This is a genomic window from Polyangium sp. 15x6 (assembly GCF_029960785.1).
In the GTDB taxonomy this organism is placed as follows: Bacteria; Myxococcota_A; Polyangia; order Polyangiales; family Polyangiaceae; genus Polyangium.
Genome location: NZ_JASBQE010000076.1, coordinates 22,824 through 48,244, shown reverse-complemented (window position 1 = coordinate 48,244; position 25,421 = coordinate 22,824). Strand labels below are relative to the sequence as shown.

At 71.5% G+C, this 25,421-nt stretch carries 10 protein-coding genes; 4 read left to right on the top strand and 6 right to left on the bottom strand.

Annotated elements, in window-relative coordinates; all coding sequences use genetic code 11:
• Entirely contained in the window at positions 1–846 is an 846-nt protein-coding gene (locus tag QHF83_RS38200; protein ID WP_282422993.1) for a DnaJ C-terminal domain-containing protein, read from the top strand.
• Positions 847–1,060: 214 nt separating this feature from the next.
• Positions 1,061–5,491 carry a M36 family metallopeptidase gene (locus QHF83_RS38195; protein WP_282422992.1) on the top strand — a complete coding sequence of 1,477 codons (4,431 nt, stop codon included), beginning with the start codon at positions 1,061–1,063 and terminating at the stop codon, positions 5,489–5,491.
• Between the two features lie 110 nt (positions 5,492–5,601).
• Here the strand turns inward: QHF83_RS38195 and QHF83_RS38190 are convergent, their stop codons facing one another.
• A complete protein-coding gene (locus QHF83_RS38190; protein ID WP_282422991.1) occupies positions 5,602–7,251 on the bottom strand; it encodes a hypothetical protein in 1,650 nt (549 codons plus the stop codon).
• A 167-nt stretch (positions 7,252–7,418) separates the two neighbouring features.
• On the opposite strand from QHF83_RS38190, the gene QHF83_RS38185 reads away from it, so the two are divergent.
• Entirely contained in the window at positions 7,419–8,864 is a 1,446-nt protein-coding gene (locus QHF83_RS38185; RefSeq protein WP_282422990.1) for a haloacid dehalogenase-like hydrolase, read from the top strand.
• Between the two features lie 50 nt (positions 8,865–8,914).
• Here QHF83_RS38185 and QHF83_RS38180 read toward each other — a convergent pair whose 3' ends face one another.
• From QHF83_RS38180 to QHF83_RS38160, 5 genes are all read right to left on the bottom strand, one after another.
• Positions 8,915–9,910, bottom strand: coding sequence for a formylglycine-generating enzyme family protein (locus QHF83_RS38180; protein ID WP_282422989.1), 996 nt, complete (start codon positions 9,908–9,910; stop codon positions 8,915–8,917).
• A gap of 16 nt (positions 9,911–9,926) precedes the next feature.
• Positions 9,927–14,924, bottom strand: a complete 4,998-nt coding sequence (locus QHF83_RS38175) for a tetratricopeptide repeat protein (protein WP_282422988.1) — start codon at positions 14,922–14,924, stop codon at positions 9,927–9,929.
• Between the two features lie 32 nt (positions 14,925–14,956).
• Positions 14,957–19,699 carry a tetratricopeptide repeat protein gene (locus tag QHF83_RS38170; protein ID WP_282422987.1) on the bottom strand — a complete coding sequence of 1,581 codons (4,743 nt, stop codon included), beginning with the start codon at positions 19,697–19,699 and terminating at the stop codon, positions 14,957–14,959.
• 255 nt (positions 19,700–19,954) lie between these two features.
• Entirely contained in the window at positions 19,955–20,251 is a 297-nt protein-coding gene (locus QHF83_RS38165) for a polyhydroxyalkanoic acid system family protein (RefSeq protein WP_282422986.1), read from the bottom strand.
• Between the two features lie 25 nt (positions 20,252–20,276).
• Complete coding sequence (locus QHF83_RS38160; protein ID WP_282422985.1) at positions 20,277–20,864, bottom strand: peptidylprolyl isomerase; 588 nt, start codon at positions 20,862–20,864, stop codon at positions 20,277–20,279.
• Positions 20,865–21,049: 185 nt separating this feature from the next.
• On the opposite strand from QHF83_RS38160, the gene QHF83_RS38155 reads away from it, so the two are divergent.
• Entirely contained in the window at positions 21,050–25,420 is a 4,371-nt protein-coding gene (locus QHF83_RS38155; RefSeq protein WP_282422984.1) for a tetratricopeptide repeat protein, read from the top strand.
• Position 25,421 lies beyond the last annotated feature (1 nt).

Sequence of the window (25,421 nt, the reverse complement as noted above, 5' to 3'; positions counted from 1 at the left end):
ATGGGGGCCGAGGACGGTAAAAAGGGGGAGCCCGAGGGCTTCGGGCCGATCGAGGATCAATTCCAGGCGATCTTCGAAGATTTCTTCCGCCATCCGGCGGTGGGTTCAGGGCGGGATCGTCGCATTCCGATGCTCGTGTCGCTGGAGGAGGCGGCCTCGGGCGCGAGCAAGGTGATCAAGGCGACGTTCGAGGCGCGTTGCGCGGCCTGCAAAGGGAGCGGCGTTTTTCAGGGCGATCCGCCCGGCTTTTCGTGCCCCGTATGTCTGGGCAAACAGCGTGTATTGCAGGAACGGACGCTGACGGTGAAGGTGCCGGCGGGGATCGACGAGGGGCAGGTCCTCAGGCTCGCGGGGCAAGGTGACGAGGCGCCGCTCGGCGTCGGGCGACCCGGGGATTTGATGGTCGAGGTGATCGTGGCGCCGCACCCGCGCCTGCGTCGCCATGGCGTGGACCTGTTCGTCGAGGTGCAGATCGACGCGGAGACCGCGCGGCGCGGGGGGCGCGTGAAGGTGCCGGTGCTCGACGGCGAGCGCACGGTCGGGGTGCCCGCGGGGACGGTGACCGGGGCCGAGCTGCGGCTCGCGGGGTTTGGCGCCGTGCGCCTCGGCGCCGAGGCCGTGCCCATTCCCGCGGAGGTAACGGCCGATCCATATCGTTCACGGAGCGTCGGGGACCACCGCGGTGACCAGATTGTCACGTTCGTCGTGGGTGAATCTTTCGTGGACGGGAACGACGAGGCGGTCGAGGTGCGACGCGCCGCGCGGAATCAGGGGATCGTTCGCACCGTGATGCTCGCGGCGGCGCTGATCGCGGCGGTGATCGGGGCGCTCGTCCTCGGGCGCTAGCGTCACCGGGGATCCAGGCGCGCGAGCACGGAAACGGCGGGGCGGGATACGCGCTCGGGCGAGCCTGGAACGGCTTCCCTTCCGTGCGGGAACGGGGTACAGGGGTGTACGCGGCGCGACGAGCGCCCAATCCTTGTCCGATATCACCAAAACCGTACATCGCTCGCGGCGCCTGCCTGCGGGATCACCACGAAGATTCTGGCGTGGAGGAATCATGAAGCGCTCTGCTCGATATGCCACGGCTCTGATCACGCTGCTCGCCGGCTCCGCGGCGCGCGCGGGTGACCTGGATCTGCCGAATTACCATGCGTACGACGACGCCCCGGCCGTCGAGGTGAGCCCGCTGCAAAGCCTGCACGAGACCGGCGTCGGCGGCGTGACGGGCGTGGACGAGAAGCGCGGCGTGCCGACGTTCTTCTGGGCCCCGAAGGGCGGCTGGAAGGCGCCGGGCGCGCAGACGGCGACGCCGGCGGCGTCGGCGCGGCTCTACCTCGAGCACTACGCGTACCTCTACGGCGTCGGCAAGAGGGCGATCGACGCGGCCGTGCCCGTGGTGGTGAACGACGTGACGGGCGGGGGCATCATCGTGGTGTTCCGCCAGAACGTCGACGGGATCGAGGTCTTCCAGAACGACGTGAAGGTGCTGATGACGCGGAGCCGCGAGCTCGTGGCGATCGGCGGCAACCTGCACCCGTCGGCGACGCCGGGCATGAAGCGCGGCAAGAACTTCAAGCTCGACGCCGCCACGGCCGTCTCCCGCGCGTTCAACGATTTCTTCGCGACGAAGGTGCCCGCGAGCTCGTTCAGGGACAAGAAGAAGCCCGAGCACGGGTATGCCTTCTACGACCTCGTCGATTCGGCCGAGACGGCGCACATCGAGCTGACGCGGCCGGCGCGCATCAAGAAGGTCTATTTCCCGATGCCGGATCGGCTGGTGTCGGCGTATTACGTCGAGATCTGGGGCGGCCAGAAGGGCCTGCACAACGACGAGCTCTACGCCTACGTGATCGCCGCGGACGACGGGCGGCTGCTCATGCGCGCGGACCGGACGCACGACGCGGCGTTCTCGTACCGCGTCTGGTCGGACGGCGCGCCGAAGTACACGCCGACCGAGGGCCCGATGGCCGACTACGCGCCGCACCCGACGGGCGTGCCCGACGGCTCGGCGCCTGCGTTCATCTCGCCGATCCTGGTCACGATCGACGGCTTCAACACGAACCCGCAAGGGACGTTCGATCCGTGGCTGCCCGCGGGCGCGACGGAGACGTCGGGCAACAACGTCGACGCGTACGCCGATCACCAGGATCCGCAGGGCCTCTCCGCCGGTGAATATCGCGCGAACGTGACGGCGCCGGGCGTCTTCGATCGCGTCTACGACACGGCGCAGAACCCCGACGTCACGCAGGATCAGGTGAAGGCGGCGATCACGCAGCTCTTCTTCCTGAACAACTACCTGCACGATTACTGGTACGACTCGGGGTTCAACGAGGCCGCGGGCAACGCGCAGGTGAACAACTACGGCCGCGGCGGCTTCGGCAACGACGCGATCCTGGCCGAGGCGCAGGACGGATATCACAACGCGACGCCTTCGCTCGACAACGCGAACATGAGCACGCCGTCCGACGGCACCCAGCCGCGGATGCAGATGTTCGTCTGGAGCGGCCCGCCGAACGCGAGCCTGACGGTGAACCCGGGCGGCGCGACGTACCCGACCGGCGTCGCGAGCTTCGGTCTGCAGACGTTCAACACGACGGCGGAGGTCGCGCTCGCGGTCGACAACTCCACGGACACGACGAATGACACGCCGGGCACGTTCAACGACGCCTGCCAGGCGCTCGTGGGCAACTACGCCGGGAAGATCGTGCTCGCGGACCGCGGCTCGTGCGATTTCAACGTGAAGGCGGACAACGCCGAGAACGCCGGCGCGGCGGGCATCATCATCGCGAACCACCTGACGCCCGGCCTGCCGCCGAGCCCGATGGGCGAATCGAACCCGCCCATCCCGGTCGGCATCGGGGCGCTCGGCGTCACGAAGGACGTGGGCGCGGCCCTGAAGGAGGCCCTCCAGAGCGGTCCGGTCACGGCCACGATGTTCCGCGCCGACAACACGAAGCGCGACGGGACGATCGACAACGGCGTCGCCGCGCACGAGTGGGGTCACTACATCCACAATCGCCTCGTCGCGGTGAACTCGATCCAGGCCCGCGGCATGGGCGAGGGCTGGGGCGATACCGTGGCGCTCCACACGCTCATTCGCGAGGGCGATGATCCGAATGGCGTGTACGCGACGGCGGTGTACGGCGGCGCGACGTTCGGCGACAGCGCGTACTTCGGGATCCGGCGGTATCCGTACACGACCGACTTCACGAAGAACGCGCTCACGTTCAAGCACATCCAGGCCGGTGAGGCGCTCCCGACCGGCATGCCGACGCAGCCGCTCGCCGCCGAGAACGAAGAGGTGCACAACACCGGCGAGATCTGGGCGACGATGGTGCTCGAGGGGTACGCGAAGCTCCTCGAGGACGCATACACGGCGACGCCGCGCCACACGTTCGACGAGGCCAAGCGCAAGATGGCCAATTACCTGACCGGCGGCATGCAGCTCGCCCCGGCGAACCCGACGTTCACCGAGCAGCGCGACGGCATCCTGGCGACGGCGATCGCGGCGAACGTGGACGACTTCGCGGATCTCGCGGCCGGCTTCACCATCCGCGGCGCCGGTTCCTGCGCGGTCTCGCCGCCGCGCAACTCGACCGACAACGTGGGCGTGATCGAGAGCTACGAGGCGGCGCCGCAGCCGGTGCTCGTCTCGGTGGACTTCGACGACAGCGTGCTGTCCTGCGATAACGACGGCATCCTCGACAACAGCGAGATCGGCAAGGTCACCGTCGAGGTGCGCAATCAGGGCTGGGGGCCGCTCGTCGGCGGTACGGTCACGGTGAGCTCGACGAACCCGAACGTGTCGTTCCCGAACGGCGCGTCCGCGGTGCTGCCGTCGACGAACATCCTCGCGTCGAGCACGACGACGGTGCAGATCGCGCTCGCGGACTCGGTCGCGTCGGTCACGGACCTGCAGCTCAAGGTCGACGTGGCCGCGCCCGGGTCCTGCTCGCCGACGATCAGCGACACGAGCGTGCGCAAGGCCCATTTCGACAGCATCCCGAACGCGGCGACGCAGGAGCTCTGGGAGAGCAACATCGAGACCTGGACGGCGAAGAACGCGTCGGGCCCGAGCGACAAGTGGGCGCGGATCCGGCCGCTCACGACGTCGTCGAACGTGCTCGCCCACGGCGAGGCGAACGCGGGCGTCTCCGACGAGCGTTACGAGTCGCCCGACTTCGTGGTGGGCAGCGGCAACCTGACGATGTCGCTCGTGCACCGCTACCAGTTCGAGCGGAGCGGGACGCCGGCCACGAACTGGGACGGCGGCATCATCGAGCTGAGCCAGGACGGCGGCCAGACGTGGGTCAACATCAACACGTACGCGAACCTCGGCACGGTCTACAACGGCAACATCGGCACCGCGGCCGCCGGTAATCCGCTCTTCGGCCAGAAGGGTTTCACCGGGCAGAGCACGGGTTTCGCGAACGGCACGAACATCACGACGAGCATCAACCTCGGCAATCAGTTCGTCGGCAAGACCATCAAGATCCGCTTCCGCATCGGCACGGACGAGGAGGTCGGCACCCAGGGCTGGTTCATCGAGAGCCTGACCGTCAACGGTCTCGCGAACAAGCCGTTCTCGAGCATCGTGTCGGATCAGGGGTCCTGCGGCGAACCGAACGAGCCGCCGGTCGCGGACGCCGGTCCGGATCAGATCGTGGCGAACGGTGAGACCGTGATGCTCGACGCGTCGGGGAGCTCGGATCCCGATAACGATCCGCTGACGTACACCTGGAAGCAGACGGGCGGGACTGCCGTGACGCTGGACACGCCGAACAGCGTCAGCACCCAGTTTGTCGCGATAAACCAAGGCATCAATCTTCATGCGCTCATGTTCGAGCTGACCGTGAGCGACGGCCAGGCGTCGGCGACGGATAAGGTCACCGTGATCGTGCAGCCGTCGGGCGGGACGAGCAGCAGCTCGACCGGTGTCGGCGGTATGGGCGGCGCTGGTGGTGCCGGTGGAATGGGCGGCGCCGGCGGTGAAGGCGGCATGGGCACCGGCGGTATGGGCGGTGCTGGTGGCGCTGGTGGAATGGGCGGTGCCGGTGGCGCCGGCGGTGAAGGCGGCATGGGCACCGGCGGCATGGGCGGTGCTGGTGGCGCTGGCGGAATGGGCGGTGCCGGCGGCGAAGGTGGCATCGGCGGTGCCGGTGGCGTCGGCGGCGAAGGTGGTTTCGGCGGCGAAGGTGGCATCGGCGGCGCCGGTGGCATGGGCGGCGAGGGTGGTGCCGGCGGTGGCATCAGCGCCGGCGGCGCTGGCGGCGAGGGCGGCGAGGGTGGCTCCGGCTCCACCGTCACCACCGTCACCACGGGCGCCGGTGGCGCCGGTGGCGACGATGAGCCGATCGTCGTCGGCGGTTGCGGTTGCTCGGTGCCGGGCGACGAGGCGCCGGCGCGCGGCGTGGGCGCCGTGGGCGGCTTCCTCGCGATGGTGGGCGCCTTCCTGGCCAAGCGCCGCCGCAGCAGCAAGCGGTCCTGAGACCCCGAAAGGCCGAGGCGCGAGCTCCTCGCGCCCCGGAAAACCCGCCCGCGTCGTCCTCGCGACGGCGCGGGCGGCGTCTTTTTGTGGTTTGCGATCTCAGGGTTGCATCAATGCGAGGCCGGTCGGCGCGCGACGACCTCCAGCGCGCCCTCGAACGGCGCGCGCTGGGCCGCGAGGGCGCGGACGAGGTCGTTCATCGAGGGCAGGTCGTCGGCGACGAAGACGAATCGATACACGCCGGGGCTTTTTTGCGTCGAATAGACGAAGGCGCGCGTGCGCCGGGCCTCGGCGGTGATGGCGGCGACCGCGGCGGCGCCGATCGGGCCCTCGAAGCGGGCGAGGTCGGCGATCTCGGCGTGTGTCACGAAAAACGCGCCGCCCCAGTGGGGGCGCGAGGCGAAGAGGTTCAGGGTCTCGGGGGCGCGCATGGCGTCGGAGGCGGTGGATCCGCCGAGCGAGGAGGCCATCGCGGCGCCGTCGAAGGCGTGGAAGGCCGGCCACAGGCCGGGCGCGACGACGGCGACGAGGGGGCGGGCGTGCGCGAGGGGCGGCAGGCCGTCGGGGAAGGCTTCGTGGACGGCGGCGAGGAAGCCGGGGGCGAAGCCGGGGTCGTGCAAGCTCTTTCCTTCGGCGAGGCGGGCGTCGAGGAAGGGGAGCACGGCCTTGGCGACGCGGTCGATCGTGGGCTCGGCATAAAGGCCCATCGGCGCTTCGAGCTTTTTCGACAAACCGGGCGGATCGAGGCGCCCCATGGCCTTCGCGGTGCCGAGCGCGGTGGCGAGGGCCTCGTCGAGGACCGCATAAGAAGCCGGGGCGAGCGGGTCGTTCGTCTCGACGAACGATCGGGAGAGGGCGGCGAGCCGCTCGTCGGTGGCGGCGGCGTGCAGGTGGTGGAGCATTTCGTGGACGACGACGGGGGCGCGGTCCTCGGGTTTGGCGCCGGCCGGCATCTCGATGACGGCGTGGCCGCCGATCTGGCGGGCGGCGTCGACGGAGCGGTGGGCCGGCCGGGCCATGAGGTGGAAATGGAGCGGGGCGCCCTCGGGGAGATCGGCCTTGTAAAACCCGACGAGCGCCTCGACGTGGCCCGTGATGCCCTCGCGCTGGAAGAGGGCGGCGAGGTTCTCGGCGGACTCTTCGCAATGGGCACGGCCCTCGCGCTCCCAGTATCGATCGAATCGAGGGCGGAAATGGTCGATGAGGGCCTGGGCGCGCTGGGCGTCGGCGGGCGTGGTGACGAGGCCGAGGAAACGGACGTGCTCGTCGGGCGTGCGAGCGACGAGGCCGGCGATGGAGAGGCGCGCGGCGACGGTGCGATCGGCGTGGGGCAAGGGGAGGGGCGCGGCGGGGGCCTTCGGATGGAGCTCGATGCGGCCTCTCCAGGATTCGCGGCTCTTGCGAAAAGCTTCGAGGGTGCGGCGGTCCTCGTCGTCCCAGCCGAGCTCGTCCTGCCAGAGAGCCTCGTACGCGGCGCGGGAGCAGGGGTGCCGGCCGGCCATGCAATCGAGCTGGTAGACGAGGTTCGGGAGGGGATCGGCGTGGAAGACGAGGCGGAGCTTCGTGCCGCGGGCTTCACGCTCGAACGAGGAGCTTTGCGTGGCCGCGGGCTTCATGGCGTCCGCGGCGGGCGCGGGCTCGAGGAGCGGGGCGCTCGTTTGCGAAACGGGCTTCGGCGAGGCGGAGCACGCGGCGAAGCCGAGGAGCGCGAAGCGGACGAGGGATCGGGGCGCGAATCGAGGGGCCGGGGGCAAGGCCATGGAGGTCGGAGCGTGGATCGAATCGAGCAGACGCGCTCGCGCCTCGGAGCGGCTTTTGCGTGTGGAAATGGCGAATGGATCACCGTGTTACCATGATGTCGTGAAAATGGTGTTCGCGGGATTCGAGCTTTCCGTGGTAGGGTGATCTCAGAAAGGGGATCCTTGCCATGATCAAGATTCGATCTTTTCTTCCCGTCGCGCTCCTCGTGGGGATGGCGACGCTCTCGGCGGCTTGCACGGACGAGGGAGAGAACGGCTCCGGAGGCAACGGGGGAGCAGGCGCGACCGGCGGCACGGGCGGTACGGGCGGCACCGGTGGAATGGGCGGCGCGGGTGGAATGGGCGGCATCGGTGGAATGGGCGGCGCCGGCGGGATGGGCGGCGCGGGTGGCGCGGGTGGCTCGATGGCCGCGCCCGACCTGGATCCGAATCTGATGTGGTACGGGCAGAATCGCGAGGCGCTCGACAAGATGATCGACGAGGTCGGGGTGAACAGCGCGTCGTACGATCCGGCGCAGAAGCCCGTCGCGATTTTCGACTGGGACAACACGGTCATCAAGAACGACGTGGGGGATCTCGTGTTCTTCTGGCTCGTGAAGAACGACAAGATCATGCAGCCGCCGAACAAGGACTGGCGCACGACGAGCCGTTTCCTGACGAATGAAGCGCAAAACGCGCTGGACAAGGCGTGCGGAGCGCTGGTCGACGCGGGGATGCCGCTGCCGACGAGCACGAACGCGGAATGCGCGGACGAGATCCTCGCGGTGTATACGACGGGGAAGACGGTGGGCGCGAAGGCGGCGTTCGAGGCGTGGAACTATCGCACGATGGAGCCCGCGTACGCCTGGGCTGCGCAGGTGCAGGCGGGATACACGCCGGCCGAGATGAAGGCATTCGCGAACACGGCGATCGAAGAGGGGCTCGCCGCGGCGGAGGGGACGAAGCAGACGATCGGGACGACGTCGGTCAATGCTTACGTGCGGATCTACGAGCAGATCAGCGATCTGATCGACGTGATGCAGAAGAACGGGCTCGACGTGTGGGTGATTTCAGCGTCGGCGCAGCCGAACGTGGAGGCGTTCGCGGAGCGCGTGAACATTGGCGCGGAGCACGTGATCGCCATCCGGAACCTGCTCGACGGGGCCGGAAAGCTGACGTACGACTTCGAAGGCTGCGGGTCGGTGGTGGATGGATCGGGGAACGGCGCGAATCCCGTCGGCAATACGATGATCACGTACATCGAGGGCAAACGCTGCTGGATGAACAAGGTGATCTACGGGGTGACCGGGGCCGACGCGGAGAAGCCGAACGCGGACATGAAGAAGCGGCCGGTGTTCGGCGCGGGCGATTCGGATACGGATATCTCGTTCCTGCACGACGCGACGGTGCTGAAGCTCGCGATCAACCGGAACAAGAACGAGATCATGTGCAACGCGTACGCGAACTACATGAACAAGTGGCTCGTGAACCCGATGTTCATCCTGCCAAACCCGCAGAAGGCCGCGCCGTACCCGTGTGCGACGACGGGCTGCAAGGATGCGGCGGGCGCCTCCGTTTCGTGCATGAGCGAGGTGGGTGAGGTGATCCCGGATCAGATGGATACGGTGTTCTGATCGCGGAAACGTGAAGGGGAGGGCTCCGCGCGGGGCCCTCCCCCAGGCGTTCACGGGTTCCGGACGCAACGAAAGCCGAGCCCGGGGACCTCGTAGGTGTGAATGGCGGCGCCGCGGAAGGCGGTCTGGATGCCGAGGTTCGAGCGATTCCAGCCGCCTCCGCGCACGACGTGGACGAGCACGCCGCGCTTTTGCACGTGGGGATCCGTGACAGGGCCTTCGCCATATTTGGCGTAGGTGTCGTCGCACCACTCCCAGACGTTGCCCGCGAGGTCGTGGAGCGTGCCGGTGGGCCAGCTTCGCGCGCCCTTCGGATGCGAACGGACGGGCGAGGTGCCGCCGCCGTGGCAGCCGGAGTCGCCGCCGGGCGAGACGAGGACGCCAATCGTGAAATCGGCGTGCTCGCAGGTGGGGTCGTCGTTGCCCCAGGGCCATTTGCGTCCGTCGCCGCCGGTCGCCGCCCATTCCCATTGCGCTTCGGTGGGGAGGTCTTTGCCTTGGGCCTTGCAATACTTCTTCGCCTTGTCCCAGGAGACCTCGTTGGCGGGGTGATCGGGGCGGCGAGGGTAGTTCGCAAAGACTTCGAGGCTCTTCGGCGGGTCGCAGGCCTTCGCGTCGACGCATGGTTTCATGGCGCCGACGGTGACCTCGGTCTCGTCCATGCAAAATGGGCGGGTGAGGACGACGCGGTGCGGGCGATCGGAGTCGGGCTGGTGTCCCTTGCGGAGGCGGCGCGCGCCGCCATTCAAGGTGAAACCTTTGCCCATGACGAACCCGTCGGGGCCGGTTTTCGGGATGTAAACCTCGCCCGCCGGGCAATGCGGGACGCACGCGCCCGTGGCCTCGTCGCAGCGCTCGATCGATGCGCAGGTGATGCCGGCGCAGCGGGAAGGTTCAGGCGGGGGCGCAGCCGAGGGGAGGGGAGAGGGCGCCGGCGGCGGAACGGCCGCAGACGCGGACGGGGTGGGCGCGGGAGAGGCGTCCGGGGAGGAGCAGGCGGCGGCCCCGAGGAGGGCCGCCGCGGCGAGGAGCAGGCGCGAGGCCAAGCGCGGCCGGATGGGATCAGTCGAGGCCGAGGCGCGCGCGGGCGTCGGCGTACGCGTCGCTCACCGAGAAGACGATGAGCTCGCGGGCCTCGGCGTTGCGGCCGATCCAGGTGAGGCGCTCCTTGCCGGACGCCGGAGGCTGGTTCGTGTGGCCGCCGGCCCAGGCAATGCCCGTGAGCGCGATGTTGGGATCACCGACCGCGAGCAAGCCCGCGCGCGCACCCCAGCCGTTCACCGCGGTGTTGAGGGTCGAGGCGCGGTTGCCGATGTTGGCGATGACGTCCGTCGCGAGCGTGCGCACCTGCGGGTCGAGGCTCGCCGGGAGCGCCTTGGCGACGCGCGCCGAAGCATCGTTGAGCTTGGCCGGGTCGACACCTTGCGGGGCAAACCCAGGGCTCAGCGCCTTGAGGTACGCGGCGAGCAGCGGCCAGAGGTCGATCGGCGCGGTGCGCGCGAAGGCCGTGGCATTCGCCTGGACGACCTTGAGCGCGCGGTGAACGAGGAACGTGCGGACCGCCTCGTTCGGCGAGGCCACGAGCGGCGCGCCGAGCACGATCGTCGGCGGATGCGCGCTCGCGGCGACGCACACCGCGCCGAGCGTGGACGATTGCAGCACCTTGAGGTCCTCGATCCCGTAGGCGCGCGCGAGCTCCTTGATCTCCTCGGCGAGGTGCGCCTGCGGGGGCGGGAAGGGCGTCGCGCGGACCGACGTGACGTCGAACGGCACGGCGGTGTCGAGCATCGGCCCGGTGCGCTGCAGGAGGTCGCGGAACGCAGGCGTCATCACGTCGGGCGCGACGAGCTCGTCGAGCGAGAGGTCGCCGGCCGCCGCGCCCGCGCCCGGTAGATCGACCGCGCCGCCGTCGAGGGCCGACACGCTGCCACGCGCGATGCGCGCGACCTCGGGACGGCCGCGAAGATCGGCGACGGTGGCGACGGTGCTGAAGAGGTACGGCTCGAAGCGGCCGGTGCCGAGCGCGCGGCGCGCGTCGGCGACGGCACGATCGAGCAGGACGTTCGCAGCCTGCGCCTGATCGGTGCGCTGGTAGAAGCTCGCGAGCGCGCCGAGCGCGACGTCGTCCTTGGGCCAGGTCTTGCGCGCCTGGAGCAAGGTCTGCTCGGCCTTCTTGAGGTCGCCCATCGCCTCGTAGATCTCGGCGAGCTGCGTCGTGCGACGGCACTTCGCCTCGGGCTCCTCGACGTTGTTGATGAGGATCGTCTGCTGCTCGAGGGCCTTCGCCGTGTCGCCGAGGTTCTTGTAGAGGTCGACGAGGCGCTCGCGTGCGGGCTCGTTGCTCGCGAAGCGCTTCAAGACCTCCTGGTAGGAGAGCTCGGCGCGCTCGGCGTTCGGCAAGGGGCCGTTGTAGAGGTCGCCGAGGCGCATGTAGAGCTCGGCCTGACGCTCGGGCTCCGCGACGAGGCGCGCGAGTCGGATCCAGGCCTGCTCCGCGCCGCCCCAGTCGTCTTCCTTCGCGCAGACGTCGGCAAACGCCGTCAGAGCCTCGACGTGGTCGGGGTTCTGATCGAGCGCCGCCGCGAGGGCCTGCTTCGCCGCCGCCGCATCGCCGACGTCGGCGAGCGCGCGGCCACGCAGGACCTCCATCTCGACACGCTCGGCCGGATCGGTGACGGCGTCGAGGCGACGTTCGAGGAGCGCGGCGAGCTCGGCCCGCGCGCCGCTCGCGACGTAGATCGCCTGCAAGCGCTGGAAGACGTCGAGGTACGAGGGATCGACCGCGAAGACGCTCTCGAAGGCGCCGCGCGCGCGCTCGGTCTCGCTCGTCTTGTCGGCCCAGAGGACCGCGGCGAGGTAGAGGTTGCGCACGCGCTCCTCGGCCGTCGCGCTGGTCTGCGCGGCAGCTTCGAGCGCGGTCGCGGCCCCGACGAAGTCTCCGCTCTCCTCGAGGGCGCGGGCGCGCTCGAGGTGCACCACGAGGTGACCAGGCACGAGCTCGATCGCCTTCTCGAGGAGCTCGCGGGCCTTCTCGGTTTGCCCCGCGCGCGTCGCGGACTCGGCGGCGCGCAGCGAGAGCGTGGCGATCTCGGAGGCGCGCTCGGTCCGGTTCGCGAGCTCGAGGTCGGCTTCGAGCGCCGTCGCCTCGTCGCCGCGCGCGCGGGCATGCGCCGCCGTCTGGCGGAGCGCCCAGAGCCCGCGAGGCTCGTTGCGATAGGCGATCTCGACCGGCTCGCGCGTCTCGTCCCAGCCGTGGATGCGGAGGCGGAGGCGCGCGGAGAGGTGCGCGTGCGCGATGGCCTCGGGGCCTTCGAGCGTCCTCGCGAGCGTGAAGACGACCGGCTCGAGCTCCTCGTCGCGGCCGCCCGCGATGAGGGCGCTCGCGACGCGGCGGAGCGTCGGCAGGTGCGTGGGCGTCTCTTCGAGGATCGTGCGGCGCCAGAGCAGGCCGCTCGCCGCGTCGCCGCGACCGACCTCGTCGAGCTCGGCGAGGCGCTCGTACGCCTGGAGCCGCTCGACGGAATCCTCCGTCGCGCGGGCGTACTGCAGGAGGCCGTCGACGAGATCACTCGTGCCATGGCCCGCGAGCGCAGCGCGGTACGCGCAGAGCGGCGCGAGGAGCGTCTCGCCCGCGGCGATGGCTTGCCGCGAGAGGGCCGCGGCCTTCTCGAGGTCGCCGTCGCGCTCGTACTCGAGCGCGGCTTCGAGCGAGAAGCGCGCGGCGTCGGAGCCCGTGGAGGCGGCCGCTCGCTCGGCGCGCCACGCCGCGCGATCCGCGGGGCGCTCCGGTGAGAGGCGCTCGTAGAGCTCCCGCAGGCCGATGTCGTCGGGCCGCGCCGTGAGCGCCTGCGCGAGCAGGCCCGCCGCGTGCGCGGCGCCTTCCGGCGTGATGAGGGCTTCGCGCACGAAGTCGCGGGCTTGCTCGATCGGATCCTCGCTCGCCTGACGGCGGAGGTGGAGCCACTCGATGAGGCCGTCGCGATCACCCACGCCGCGCGCCGTGCGCTCGCCGAGGTGCACGGAGAGCGGGAGGCGCGCGTCGATCTCGGCCGCGCCGCGGAGGAGTTTGTCGCGCTCGTCGTCGATCGAGGTGTCGGGGACCTCGACCTCGAGCAAGCGGATCGCCGCCTCCGTGAGCAAGAGCGCGGCGCGCGTGCCCGGCTCGATCGACTGCGCGAGGCCGGCGAGGACGCTCGACGCGGTGGCAGCATCGGCGCCCGTCGCGCGAGCGCGCGCGGCGCCTTCGTGGGCCGGATCGGACTGACGCGCGCGATCGTACCCTTCGGCCGCGAGCTCGGCGTCGCCCGCGAGCTCGGCGAGGAGCGCGCTCGCCAGCGCGCTGTCGCGATCCCCGTCCTGCTCACCACGCCACGCGGCGACGGCACGGGCGACATTCGCGCCGGCCTTCGACTCGAGGTCGAGCTCGAGCTTGAGCGCGCGGCCCGTGCCGCTGCCTTCGGCGTGCTCGGTGTAGCCGAGGATCGCCGCCGCGAGGGCTTCGCTCTCGCCGAGGGGCTTGCCGTCGGGGCGTGCGTCGGCGAGGGCGCGGCCAAGCGCCGCGGAAGTACGCGCGCTCGGGCTGCCTGCGCTGATGACGCTGCTCGAAGGCGCGTCGGCTTCGCGGGAGGCCGCGCTCGCCGCCGCGAGCAGCGGCGAGAGCTCGTCGTCGCCCGCGGCCGCGTCGACGGCCTGCTCGAAGAGCTCGCGCGAGCCTCCGGTGAGCGCCGTCAAGGAGAGGCGGTCGGCGGCCGAGAACGCGATCGTGTCGCTGCCCTCGACGGCCGCGCGCGCCGCGGCGGCGTCGCCGAGCTCGATCGCGCGGGCCGCGAGGGCGCGCCGCGCGTCGGCGTCGTGCGTGCCGTCGAGCGCGCCGCGCAGGGCCTCGATCGAGCCCGGGCGCGTGTCCTTGCGCGCGGCCGCGAGCATGCCCGCGAGCCAGCCCGCGCCGCCCTTGAGGGAGGCGGTGCTGCGCAGGCGCCCGAGGCTCGACACCGCGAGGGACACGTCGCCCGCTTCGAGTGCGGCGCGCGCGCGGAGGAGCGCGTCGTACGCGGAGACGACACCGCGGACGCTGCGCGGCACCACGCCGCGGTGGATCGCGACCTGCGTGAATGCGTCGCGCAGCGCCGAGAGCTCGCTCGTCTCCGGCGCGCGGACCTTCGTGAAGGCGTCATCGGCGCTGCCGAGCGCCTCGCAGAAGCGCTGCACGTGCGGGCGCGGATCCGTGTGCAGCGAACGCTGCGCGAGATCCATGCGCTTCTGCGCGCCTTCCTCGTCCTCCTGGCGGATGCGCAGGACCTCGGCGCCGAGCACGGCGGCGTGTGCACGCGCGGCCGGCGTCGGCGCGATGCGCGCCTCGGTGTCGAGCACCTCGATCGTGCCTTGCCAGTCCTGATCACGCGCGAGGAGGCCGCGGATCTGGCGATGCGCGAGCGGAGAGCTCGGCGCGAGCTCGCGCGCCTCGGCCGCGATCGCGCGCGCCGTCTGCTCCTCGCCCGCCATCACGTAGATCTCGGACACCGCCACGAGCGCTCGCGCGCGCGCGGCCTTGTCCTCCATCGCCTCGGCTTCGGCGCGCAGCCACGCGGCCCGCTCGGCCCACGCGTCACGCTGCTGCGTGCGCACGAGGTGCGCGCTCGCGTCCTGCTCGTCGTCGAACTTGGGCGCTCCCGCGACGGGCGCGCGCTCGCGTCGCGACGGCGCGATCGGGACGTCGTCCTGGGCTTCCACCTCGGCCACGACCCCGGCCACCGGCGTCTCCACGACGGAAGGTCCTGCGGGCGTCACCGCGTCGTGGGCGCTCGCGTCCGCGGCCGGCGGCGTCGTCGTCTCGTCGACGAGGGCCTCCACGAGCCCATCGTCCTCGGGCCTCGTGGGCATCTCGTGCCGCACGTCCTCCTTCATGCGCGCGGTCACCTCGCCGATCTCGGGCTCGCTGCTGGAGTTCCGCAGCGACGCCATCAGCTCGTCGGGCACGTGCGCCATGATGGTCGCAGCGTCGTCGTCGTCGTCGTCGATCGCGTCCTCTACGAGGTCGATCTCGTCTTGGGGCTCGCTCACGGGATCTTGATCCTTTGCTCCAGAGTCGTGGCTCACCGGACACCCATGCCGAGCTTCTTGCGCAGCTCGAGGTAGCTGGGGGAAAGCACGAACGAGAGAAGGCGACGCGAGCGCTCGCTCTCGGTGACCACCGAGCCGAGCTGATCACGCGGCACGCTCAAGATGTCGCTCAGAACGATCGAGACGTCGCCGGCGGCGATCACCGCCATGCGATCCAGGCTGCGCCGCGCCGCGTTCGTCCACGCGCGCGCGTCCTGCTTGCTCGACACGACCTTCTGGCAGACCTCGCCGATGCTCTTGCGGATCTTGCGCGAGATCTCCTTGTGCACCGCGCGCTGGATCTCGCCGTAGACCGCGTAGCCGGGGTTAGCGACCTTGATGTCCACCTCGTTGCACGCCGCGATGACCACGGACGCGACCGTGGCCTCGTCGCGCGTGCGGAGCGAGGTGATCCCGCGCCGCAGGGCGAAGACCGTGCGCGCGATGGCCGAGCGGGCCGCCGCGTCGAGCGGCGTCGTGATCCCGGACCCGACGACGATCGCGGGCACCTCGCCGGCGACGCCGTGCACGCCCTTCGGCTCGGGGCCGCCCACGTAGAGCTCGAAGTCGCCCTCGAAGCCCACCGCGCCCATCCACTCGGCGACCGCCACGCGCAGCGGGTGGCCGCCGCGCGAGTCGACGCGCTCCTTCTTGCCGACGTTCAGCGAGCCGAGCGTCGGGCCGAGCGCGAGCGTCACCGTCTCGGCCATGAGCACGAAGAGCTCCGCGATCGGGCCGTTGTCCTCCGGATCGGCGACCTCGGCCATGGCCTTCGCGTCGAGCACGATCTGCGGCCGCGTCGCGACGCGACCGTCGATCCGTTTGAGCTCCGTCGAGATCGCGTCGTCGTCGCGACCGAGCGAGACGAGGCAGCCGAGCGTCGCCTGGCGGAGCGCCGCGTCCTGCCCGGCCTGCGCGATCTTCGCGAGCCGCTCGACGCGGTCTGCGTCGCACGGATCCTCCGAGAGCTTCTGCACGAGCACGCTCTTCGCGCGGCCGAGCAGGCGCTGGCGGAGCGACGCCTCGTAGCTCGTGGTGAGCACGAGATCGAGCGCCTCGCCGTCGTCCGGCGACTCGTCGAGCAGCTTCACGACCGCGCTCTCGGCCTTGAGCGGATCGTTCAGCTTGTCGCGCCAGATGGCCATCGCGAGCCGCGAGGCCTCCATGCGCCCCTCGCGCTTGTCGCGCTCTTGCATGAGCTGCTCGAGGATCGACGTCGCGCGCGACCACGCGCCCGTCTTCGCCGCGACGCGCGCGAGGCGCTCGCGCACGGGCGGCGTGGACAGGCCCGCCTCGTGCAGACCCACGAGCACCTTGAGCGCCTTCTCCGGGGCGTTCAGCTTGTTCTCGTAGATGTCCACCGCCGCGACGCCGGACATCAGCCGCTGCTGCGCCGGCGCCTCGCCGATGCCCGAGAGCCGGCCGAGCAGGTCCGCCGCCTCGGCGAACTTGCCCATCGTGATCGAGATCTCGCCGGCGAGCGCGAGCGCGCCGACGTGATCGGGCTCGAGCATCGTGACGTTCTCGAGCGCCGAGAGCGCGCCCTCGCGATCGCCCTTCTTGCGGAGCACGCGCGCGCGCTCCCAGAAGAGCTTGCCGATCTCCGCCTCGTCGTCAGCCACGTCGAGGCGCCGCCCGATGATGTCGAGCAGCTTGTCGTCCTCGTTGCGCGAACGCACGCGGCGGAAGAGTTTGTCGAAGGCGATCGAACGGCTCGGATCCCGATCGAACGCGCGGGCGAACGAGATCTCCGCGTCGTCGTGCGCGTCGGTGTGCTCGAGCAGGATGATGCCCGCGGACTCCCAGAACGCCGCGCCGCGCGTGTCGTCCTTGCTGAGTGCGCCGAGCTGCGCGAGCGCGAGCGCCGTGGAGACGTGGTCGCCGAGCGCCTCGCTCGCCGCGCGCACGCCTTCCCACGACACGATGTCGTCCTGACGGTGCTCGACGGCCGCGCGGAAGGTGGCGAGCGCCGCCTCCACGTTGCCCGCCGCGAGCTCCGACCAGCCGGAGAGCGCCGACGCATCGCTGCCCGCCTCCTCGCCGAGCGCCCCGCCCACGTTCTGCAGGGCGAAGGCGCGGCGGCGCGGATCGCAGCCGGGCATCGCGAGCTCCAGGTTCGCGAGGCGCGTCGCGTCCGACGTGCCGGCGAGCAAGGGCTGCGGCGTGCTCGGCTGATCCAGCATCGCCACGAGCGCGGCCGATGCTTCCATCGCCGACCACGGCTCGTCGTCGAGGAACGATCCCACCGCGCTGCGCGCGGCCACCTCGGCCTCGCGATCCTTCGCGGCGAGCGACGCCCCGAGCCACTCGAGCGCGGCGTAGAGCTTCGGCTCCGCGTCCGCCCAGGCCGCCGCGCGCGACACCGCCGCGCCCGGGTCCTGATCGACCGCGCGCGCGAGGCGATACCGCTCCGCGCGGGCGATCGCCGTCGCCTCGTCGCCCTGGTCTTCCAGACGATCGAGCGCGCGATCGATCGCCCCCCGATCGCTCTGCGCCTCGGGCCACGTGAGCCGCGCGAGCCCTGCTGCGACCGTGATGTCGCCCGAGCCCTCGGCCTCCGCCGTCTCCAGCGCCGTGAGCGCCTCGGCGCGATCACCTGCCTCGCCCTGGCCAACCTCCAGGCCGAAGCGCTCGATCGCGATGCTCGCCGGATCCGCGCCCGCCTCCGCTGCCGTGAGCAGCGCGCGGCGACGACCGTCGAGGCTGTCGGGATCGGCCCCGCGCAGCGCCCACGCGAGCAGCGCCGCGGCCGCCTTCGAAGCGCTGTCGCGCGCCTGCTCGATGAGCTTGATCGTCTTCTGCCGATCGCCGATCCGCCACGTGAGAAGCGCGGCTTCCAGGTAGAGCGCGGCGCCGAGATCGATGTCCTCGGTCGCCGTCGCGCACGCCGACAGGATGTTCGACGCGGACGCGAGGTCCCCCGCGCGGCGCTCGAGGTCCGCGAGGAAGAGCGCGACCACCTCGTCCGACGGCTGCGCCTCGTGCAGCTCGCGCAGACGCGCGCGCGCCGCATCCAGGTCACCCGCGCGCGTGCTGCGCAGCGCAGCGACCACCCAGAGGCCCCGCGCGAGGCTCGGGTCCGTCTCGACCTTCGCGAGCTCCTCGATCGTCGCCGCGATCGGGCGGAACACGCTCACCTCGCCCGGCGCTGCCTGCTTCGCGCCGAGCGCGTAGGCCGCGAGCACGCGGCCGAGCCACGTCGAGGCATCGCCGTCGAGCGTCGCGAGCTTCGAGAACGCCTCGGCCGCGCCGTCCGCGTCGCCCCGCAGCGCGCGGCTCCGGCCGAGCTCGAACCAGAGGCTCGCCTCTTCGCCCGGCTCCGCGCCGCTCGCCACGAGCTCCGCCGTCACCTGCTCGTACCACGCCGCGTCGCCTCGAACCGAGGCGAGCGTGCGCGCGATCCGCGCGAGCAGCGGCGCCGGCGTGCCGAGCGCCGCGGCCCGACCGAGCGCCGCCTTCGCGGCGTCCGAGTCTCCGGCCTGGCAAGCCCACACGTAGGCCGCGATGATCTCCGCGCGCGCCTTCGCCTCGTTCGTCGGGCACGACGCGCCAGAGGCTTCGAGCGATCGCGCGAGCGCCGCCGGATCCTGCGCGTCGCTCAAGAGGTCGAGCTCGAGCGCGCGCGCCATGATCGACGCCGGGTCCGCTTCGAGCCCGCTGCGCAACGCGGCGAGCGCGCCGTCCCGGTCGTTGTCGAGCATCGCCGCCTCGGCGATGCGCAGCCAGAGCGCCGCCGCGGCCGGGCCCGGCGTGCCGCGCGCGAGCTCGGCCCGCGCGAGATCGGCTGCGCCCTTCGCGTCGCCGTTCGTCTCCAGCGATGCGAGCCGCGAGCGCGCGATGAGCGACGACTGCGGCAGCTGCTCGGCGGCCCGCGCGAGCAGCTTCACCCAGCCTTCTTGATCACCCGCGCGCCGCTTCAGCTCTGCCGCGCGCAGCCACGCGTCGGCCGCGTACTCGGCGCGCCGCGCGTAGCGGGGCACGCCGCTCGCGTCGCCGCGCTCCGTGTCTTCGAGCGCCTCCTCGATGAGCTGCGCTTGACCTTCGAGGGCCCGCGCGAGCGCCGTCGGGTTGTCCTCCCGCGCTGCGATCGCTTCGAGCGTCACCTGCGACCGGAAACGGCCCTGACCATCCAGCGCGGCGGCGGCGTCGATCAGATCGTAGGCGCGCTGCGTGTCGCCGGCCTTCGCCGACAGCTCCGCGAGCTCGATGAACAGAAACGCCTTCCACGTCGGGTCGGACGCGAGCTCGGCGCGCGCCTCGATGGCGCGCATGCGGCCGGGCAGATCGCCGTCCTTCGCTGCGATGAGCTCGAGCTCGAGCCACGGCGTCGGGTCCTCGGGGCTCGCGCCGACGGCCTCTTCGAGCGCTTCTTTTGCGCCCGGAAGATTCTGCTCGTAGTCCTGCAGGAACGCGGCGCGCTCCCAGAACGCGCGGGCGCGCTCCTCCGGGGTCACGGAGGCGCGCGTCAGCGCTTCGAGCAGCTTCCCGAGGTTCTTGATGGACTTGCGTCGGGTCAAGATCCGGACGAGAGCCTCGAGCGACTCGCGGTTCTGCGGATCCGCGTTGAAGGCGGCGAGGTAGTCCCGCGCGGCGGACGGCTCCTCCCCGTGCTTCTCTTCGAGGACGCCGCACTCGTGCAGGAGCAGCGCTTGGAGCGCGTTGTCCTCCTGCGAGGCGTGCTCGGACCGTAAACGATTGAGGAAGGCCGCCGCATCCTCGGCCTGCCCCGTGGGCATGGGTGTCTCTACCGTCATTGGGCTCGACGCGCCTCCCGCGGAGACGGGTTTCTGGTCCATTGCATGCTGCGTGGGGAGACTAGCCAAACGGTGCGTCGGGAGTAAAGCGTGCTCGCGACGGATCGCGACGATCGCGCGCCCTGCCGCGATGCGGGGGTATTCCCGTGCGGCACGGGTTCGACGCGGCCGGCCCCGATCGTGGGCGAGAGCCCCGCCCGCGGACCCCGGTCCTCCCGGCCTTGCCTGCTCGCTCGCTCAGGCCTTGCCGAGCATCGCGTCGAGCTTCTCGTGCAGCTTCGACTCGACCACGGGGCGCATCGCGCGGAGCAGGAGCGGCAGCTCCACCCGGATCCGCACGGCCTCCGCGGTCACGCGCACCGACCCCCGCGTCCCCTTCGCCGGCCCGCTCGGTGCGTCGAGCCGGAGCTCGTCGCCCTCCCAGCGCCAGCGCACCCCGCGGCGTTGCTCCAGCCGCCGCGCCAGATCCTCGGCGCGCCGTCGCGCCGCGTCCTCGCTCATGCCGTGGGGCCTCAGGATGTCGATCTGCGCCATCGCGTCCGTCCCCTTCGTCTCGTGCCTACTCGATCCGCGTCACGATCCAGTAGCCGCGCGGCGTGTCGACGACCTCGCTCACCGCGCCCTTGGCCAGGCTGAAGAGAACATACTCCGGCGCGGGCTCCAAAATTCCGCGCGGCAGCCGCCCCGCGTTCTCCATCGAACCCTTGTCGCCCTTCGCCACCGCCGCCTTGAAGTCCGTCTTCGCCTCCTCGGCGAGCTGCTTCGCGAGCGTCAGCGCCTCCTCACGCGGCCGCGCGTTCGGCAATGCGCCCTGCGCGCCCTTGTACTGCACGAGGATCACCCCGAACACGACCGACTTCGGCGCCTCGCCCGCGAGCGCCGGCGGCGCCTCGCCCGTGAGGAGCAACGTCCCGCCCGCGTCGACCGGACCTCCCGGCTCCACCTCGCTGCCGGGCTCGCCGCTCGCGCCTGCGTCCGACGGCTCCGCGCCTGCGTCCGCCGTCGCCGCGCCCGCGTCGCTCGGCGCGCCTGCGTCGGCCGTCGCCGTCTCGGTGGACGAGCTTCCGCCGCGACCGCGCGGGACGACGACGAGCGCGATGGCCCCGAGGACCAACACGGCGAAGAGGAAGGCGGTCGCTTTCTGCATGAGGCGAGCGCGTTAGCACATTTCCCCGGCCCAGCGGAAGCGAGAGGACGAATCCGCGCCGCTCGGCCGCCCGCTCGACCCTTGCTCGCCGCCCACCGCGTTGTCGCAAAAGAGCCGCGAAGCCTCAAACCCTGGTAGAAGTGAGCAACGCGGAACCATCGCGCGCCCCAGGGCCCCTCGAAGGCATGAGCATGGTCAAGGTCGAGTGCGACTCGTGTAAGTCGCCGTACCAGGTGGAGGAACGACGGATCCCGGCGACGGGGCTCAAGATGCGCTGCTCGAAGTGCGGCACGAGCCTCTTGGTTCGCAAGCCCGCGGAGCCGGCGGAGGGCGAAGAGATCGATCTCCCCTCGCCGGTCGCGCCGCGCGCGAAAGCCGGCTCGGAGCCGCTGCTCCCTCGACCCGTGGCGGGCAAGGCGCCGGCCGCTCCGCTCGCGCCGAAGCCGCCCGTGCTCCCCGCCCAGCCGAAGCCCGCCGCGCCCGCGAAGCCTGCCGCGCCCGCGAAGCCCATCGCGCCCGCTCGGAAGCCCGCTGAAGCCACGGAGCTCGATCTGTGGGGTGAAGTCGACGATCCTGGGTTCGGCGAGATCGATCTTCCCTCGCCCGCGAAGCCCACGGTCCGGCAGATGCCGGTCGCCTCGCCCGCGGCCGAAGAGGAAGAGCTCGCGGATCTGCCGGTGCCCGCGAAGCCCACGGTCCGGCAGATGCCCGCGGCGGCCGTGAACGAGTTCCCCCTCGATGATGAAGAGGAGGAGGACGCGGCGCTCGCGGCGATCGAGCTGCCCCCCGGGATACCCTCGACCAAGCCGACGGTCCGGCAGATGAAGGCCGTCGCGGCGCCGGCGTCGTCGCTCGAAGTGGATCTGCCGTCACCGTCGCCCTCGCCCACGCGCTCGGCCGCGGCCAAGCCCGGCCCTCCGAAGCCGGAAGACAAACCGACCGCACCCGCGCGCCCCGCGGCCAAGGGCTTCGGCGAGATCGACCTGCCCTCGCCCGCGCGCCCCGCCGCGCCGAAGCCGCCGCCGCCGAAGCCGGACGAAAAGCTCGCCGCGCCCACGCGTCCCGTCGCGAAGAGCGCGCCCGAACCGGAGATCGATCTGCCGAGCCCGGCGGCGCGCCCCGTGAAGAAGAGCACGCCCGAGCTCGATCTGCCGGCCCCCGCGCGCCCCGCGCCCGCGGCGAAGGGCTTCGGCGAGATCGATCTCCCCGCGCCGGCGCGGCCCGCCGCCGCGCGCCCCGCGCCGCCCGCGGCAAAGGGCTTCGGCGAGATCGATCTCCCCGCGCCGGCCCGTGCTCCCGCGAAGAACGAGCCCGCTGCTCCCCCCGCGCCGGCCTCGCCCGGCCCGAAGCACCGCTCCTCCGGCGCGATGACGGCGCTGCGCGGAAAACCCTTGAGCAGCTTCGACCTGCCCGCCGTCTCCGCCGACGCCGACCTCGGCAACTTCGGCGAAATCGAGCTCCCCGCGCCCGATCTCGTCGGCTTCGGCGAGCTCGACCTGCCAGCGCCCGAAGGCCCGCCGTTCGGCGACCTCGAGCTCCCCCTGCCGCCGCCCGCGGCCTCCGCGACCCGGAACGACACGACCCGCCGGATGGATCCTGGCGCGACCGTCCCGTCCGCCGCGATCGCGGCCTTTGATCCGGGCGACCTCGGCGAGCTCGAGTTTCCCCTCGCGAGCGACCCTCCACCTCCGCCCGCCGCCGCGCCCGCACCACCGCCGCGCGCCATTCAGCCCTCGACGCCCAGCTTCGAGCTCGACGACGCGGCCTTCGACGCCGCGTTCGCCGATCCCCCGCCGAACAAAACCGCGGCCGCGCCCAAGGCCACGCCGCAGCCGCCGAACAGCACGCGCGCCGCGGCCCCCGTCTCCAAGCCGGGCGAGGAGTTTTCCCTCGAGCCGGCCATCGACCTCGCGGCGAGCGCGCCGATCAGCGTGGGCGCGCCGACCCAGCGCGCCGAGGTCCCCGCCGCCGCCGCGCCCCGCGCGCCCCAGCCGCCTCCGGATGACAGCGCGGGCATCGGGGACGAGGTCGACCTCGCGCCGGGCGAGTCCGACGGGGCCGACGCGCTCGCCAAGCGCGACAAGGCCCCGAAGAGCATCGCGAGACCCCCGAGTGAACAGCGTCCCCGCGGCCGTGGCCGCGTCTACGGCGTCGGCGCGGCCGTCCTCATCGCCATCGGCGGCGGCGCGCTCGCCCTCCTGCCCGACATCGGCCCGTTCGGCGTGCACGCCGTGAGTGATCTCGTGAACGCCTCCGCGCATGCCGAGGCGCTCACCGGGCTCGAAAAGAACACGCAGGCCACGCTCGACGAGGACACCGCCGCAGCCGCCGCGCGCGCGCTCGACGCCGCCAAGGCCGCGCAGGCCTCGCGCCCGCGCCACCGCGCGACGGCCGCGTACGCCGCATACGTCGCCTTCTCGCGGAGCCTCCGCCATGGCCGCCGCGGCGACGACGAGACCCTCGGCAAGCAGCTCCTCGGACAGACCGAGAGCCCGAGCCGCGAGCGCACCCTCGCGGTCGCCGCGCAACACGCGCTCGCCGGCCGCCTCGATCCGGCCCGCCGCCTCGCCAAGGACGCGCTCGATGCCGACGCGAACGACATCGACGCCGCCGTCCTGATCGGCGAGATCGAGCTCGCCTCCGGCGCGACTGCCGACGCGCTCGTCGCGTGGAAGCGCGCCGCCTCCATCCGCAAGGGCGCCCGCTCCCTTCATGGCCTCGCCCGCGCCGAGCTCGCCAAAGGCGACGCCGCGAGCGCCGAAAAGACCGCCCGCGCCGCGCTCGAAGCCTCCCCCAAGCATGCCGGCGCGCGCACCTTGCTCGCCTCGATCCTCGGCCGCGACCCTGCAAAAGAAACCGAGGCCCTCGACCTCCTCGGCAAGGTCACCGCCGACGGCGACATTCGCGCCTCTGCCAGCGAACGCGAGCTCGTCGACGCCTACCTCGAAATCGGCCGCATCCACCTCGGCCGCTCCCGCATCACCGCGGCCGAGCAGGCCTTCGCCGCGGCGCTCAAGATCGACCCGCGCAGCGCGGCCGCGCTCATCGGCGACGGCGAGCTGTTTTATCGATCGAGCCGCTTCTCCCAGGCCCTCCTCCGCTTCGAGGAGGCCATGCGTGTCGACGAGACCAGCCTCCCGGCCCGCGTCGGCGCCACGAAGACCCTCCTCGCGCTCGAGCGCCTCAAGGACGCCAAGACCCTCGCCGAAAAGCTCCGCGCCGACAAACCCGACATCGCCGCCTCCGCTTATTGGCTCGGCCGCGTCGAGGATGCGCTCGGGAGCAAGAAGGAAGCCGAGGCCCTCTACGCCGAGGCCATCAAGCTCGGCGGCGTGCAGACCGAGGCCGTCGAGGCCTACGTCGCGCTCGCCTCGCTCCTCTCGGCGGCCGGCCGCAATGACGAGGCGCAGGCCAAGCTCGCCGACGCCAGCGCCAAGTTCCCTGATCTCCCGGCGCTCCACCGCGCCAAGGGCGAGGTCTTCTCGCAGGCGGGCCGTTATGCCGAGGCGCGCACCGAATTCGAGGCCGCGCTCGCCAAGGCGGACGACCTCGGCACGCGCTTTCGCCTCGGCGTCACGCTCCGTCGCATGGGCTCGTTCGAGGAATCGCAGAAGGTCTTCGACCAGATCGCGACCATCGACAAGGAATTCCCGGGCCTCTCGCTGGAGCGCGGCCTGCTGTACGAGGAGACGGGCCAGAGCGAGCGCGCGCTCGAGATGTATGCGGCGGCGCTCGAGAAGGCGCCGAACGACATCGACCTCAAGATGCGCGTCGGCTCGGCGCAGGTCATGGCGGGCCACGCGGCGCAGGCCGAGCCCATTCTGCGCGACGTGTTGAAGGAGCGCGCGAGCTCCTCGGATGCGAACCATTTCCTCGGCCGAGCCCTCCTCTTGAAGGGCGGCACGACGGCGGCGGCCGATGCGATCCGCTTCCTCGAGCGGGCCACGGAGATCGACGGCAATCGCGCCGAATATTACCTTTACGTCGGCTGGGCGGCGAACGTCCTCGGCCAGTTCCCGAAGGCCGAGGCGGCCTTGAAGCGCGCGCTCGAGCTCGACCGCGAGCTCGCGGACGCCTACTGGCAACGCGGCGTCTTGCTCCACAAGCAAGGCCGCACGATCGACGCCCTCGCGGACCTGGAAATCGCCTTGCAGAAGCGCCCCTCCCGGCACGAGGCGCACGCCACGATGGCGCTTTGTTACCAGGAGCTCGGCCGCTGGCCGGAGGCGCAGACGGCGTGGCAAAAGGCGATCACCGGCAATGGCTCGGTCGCCGAGTGGCATTACCGGCTCGGGAAGATCTTCGAATCGAACGGGAACAAGCTCGCGGCGACGCCGGAGCTCGACAAGGCCGTGGAGCTGCTCTTGCAGAAGGGCGGGCCGGCGGAGAGCTGGCACGCCGACGCGTATTTCCTCCACGGCGAGGCGATGCGCACCACGGGGCAAAAGGACAAGGCCGTGAAGAGCTATCTCAAATTCAAGGAGGTGGCGGCGATGGATCACGCGTACCGCATCGACGTGGATCGGGCGCTTCTGTCGCTGGGGCACGGGCCGTAGA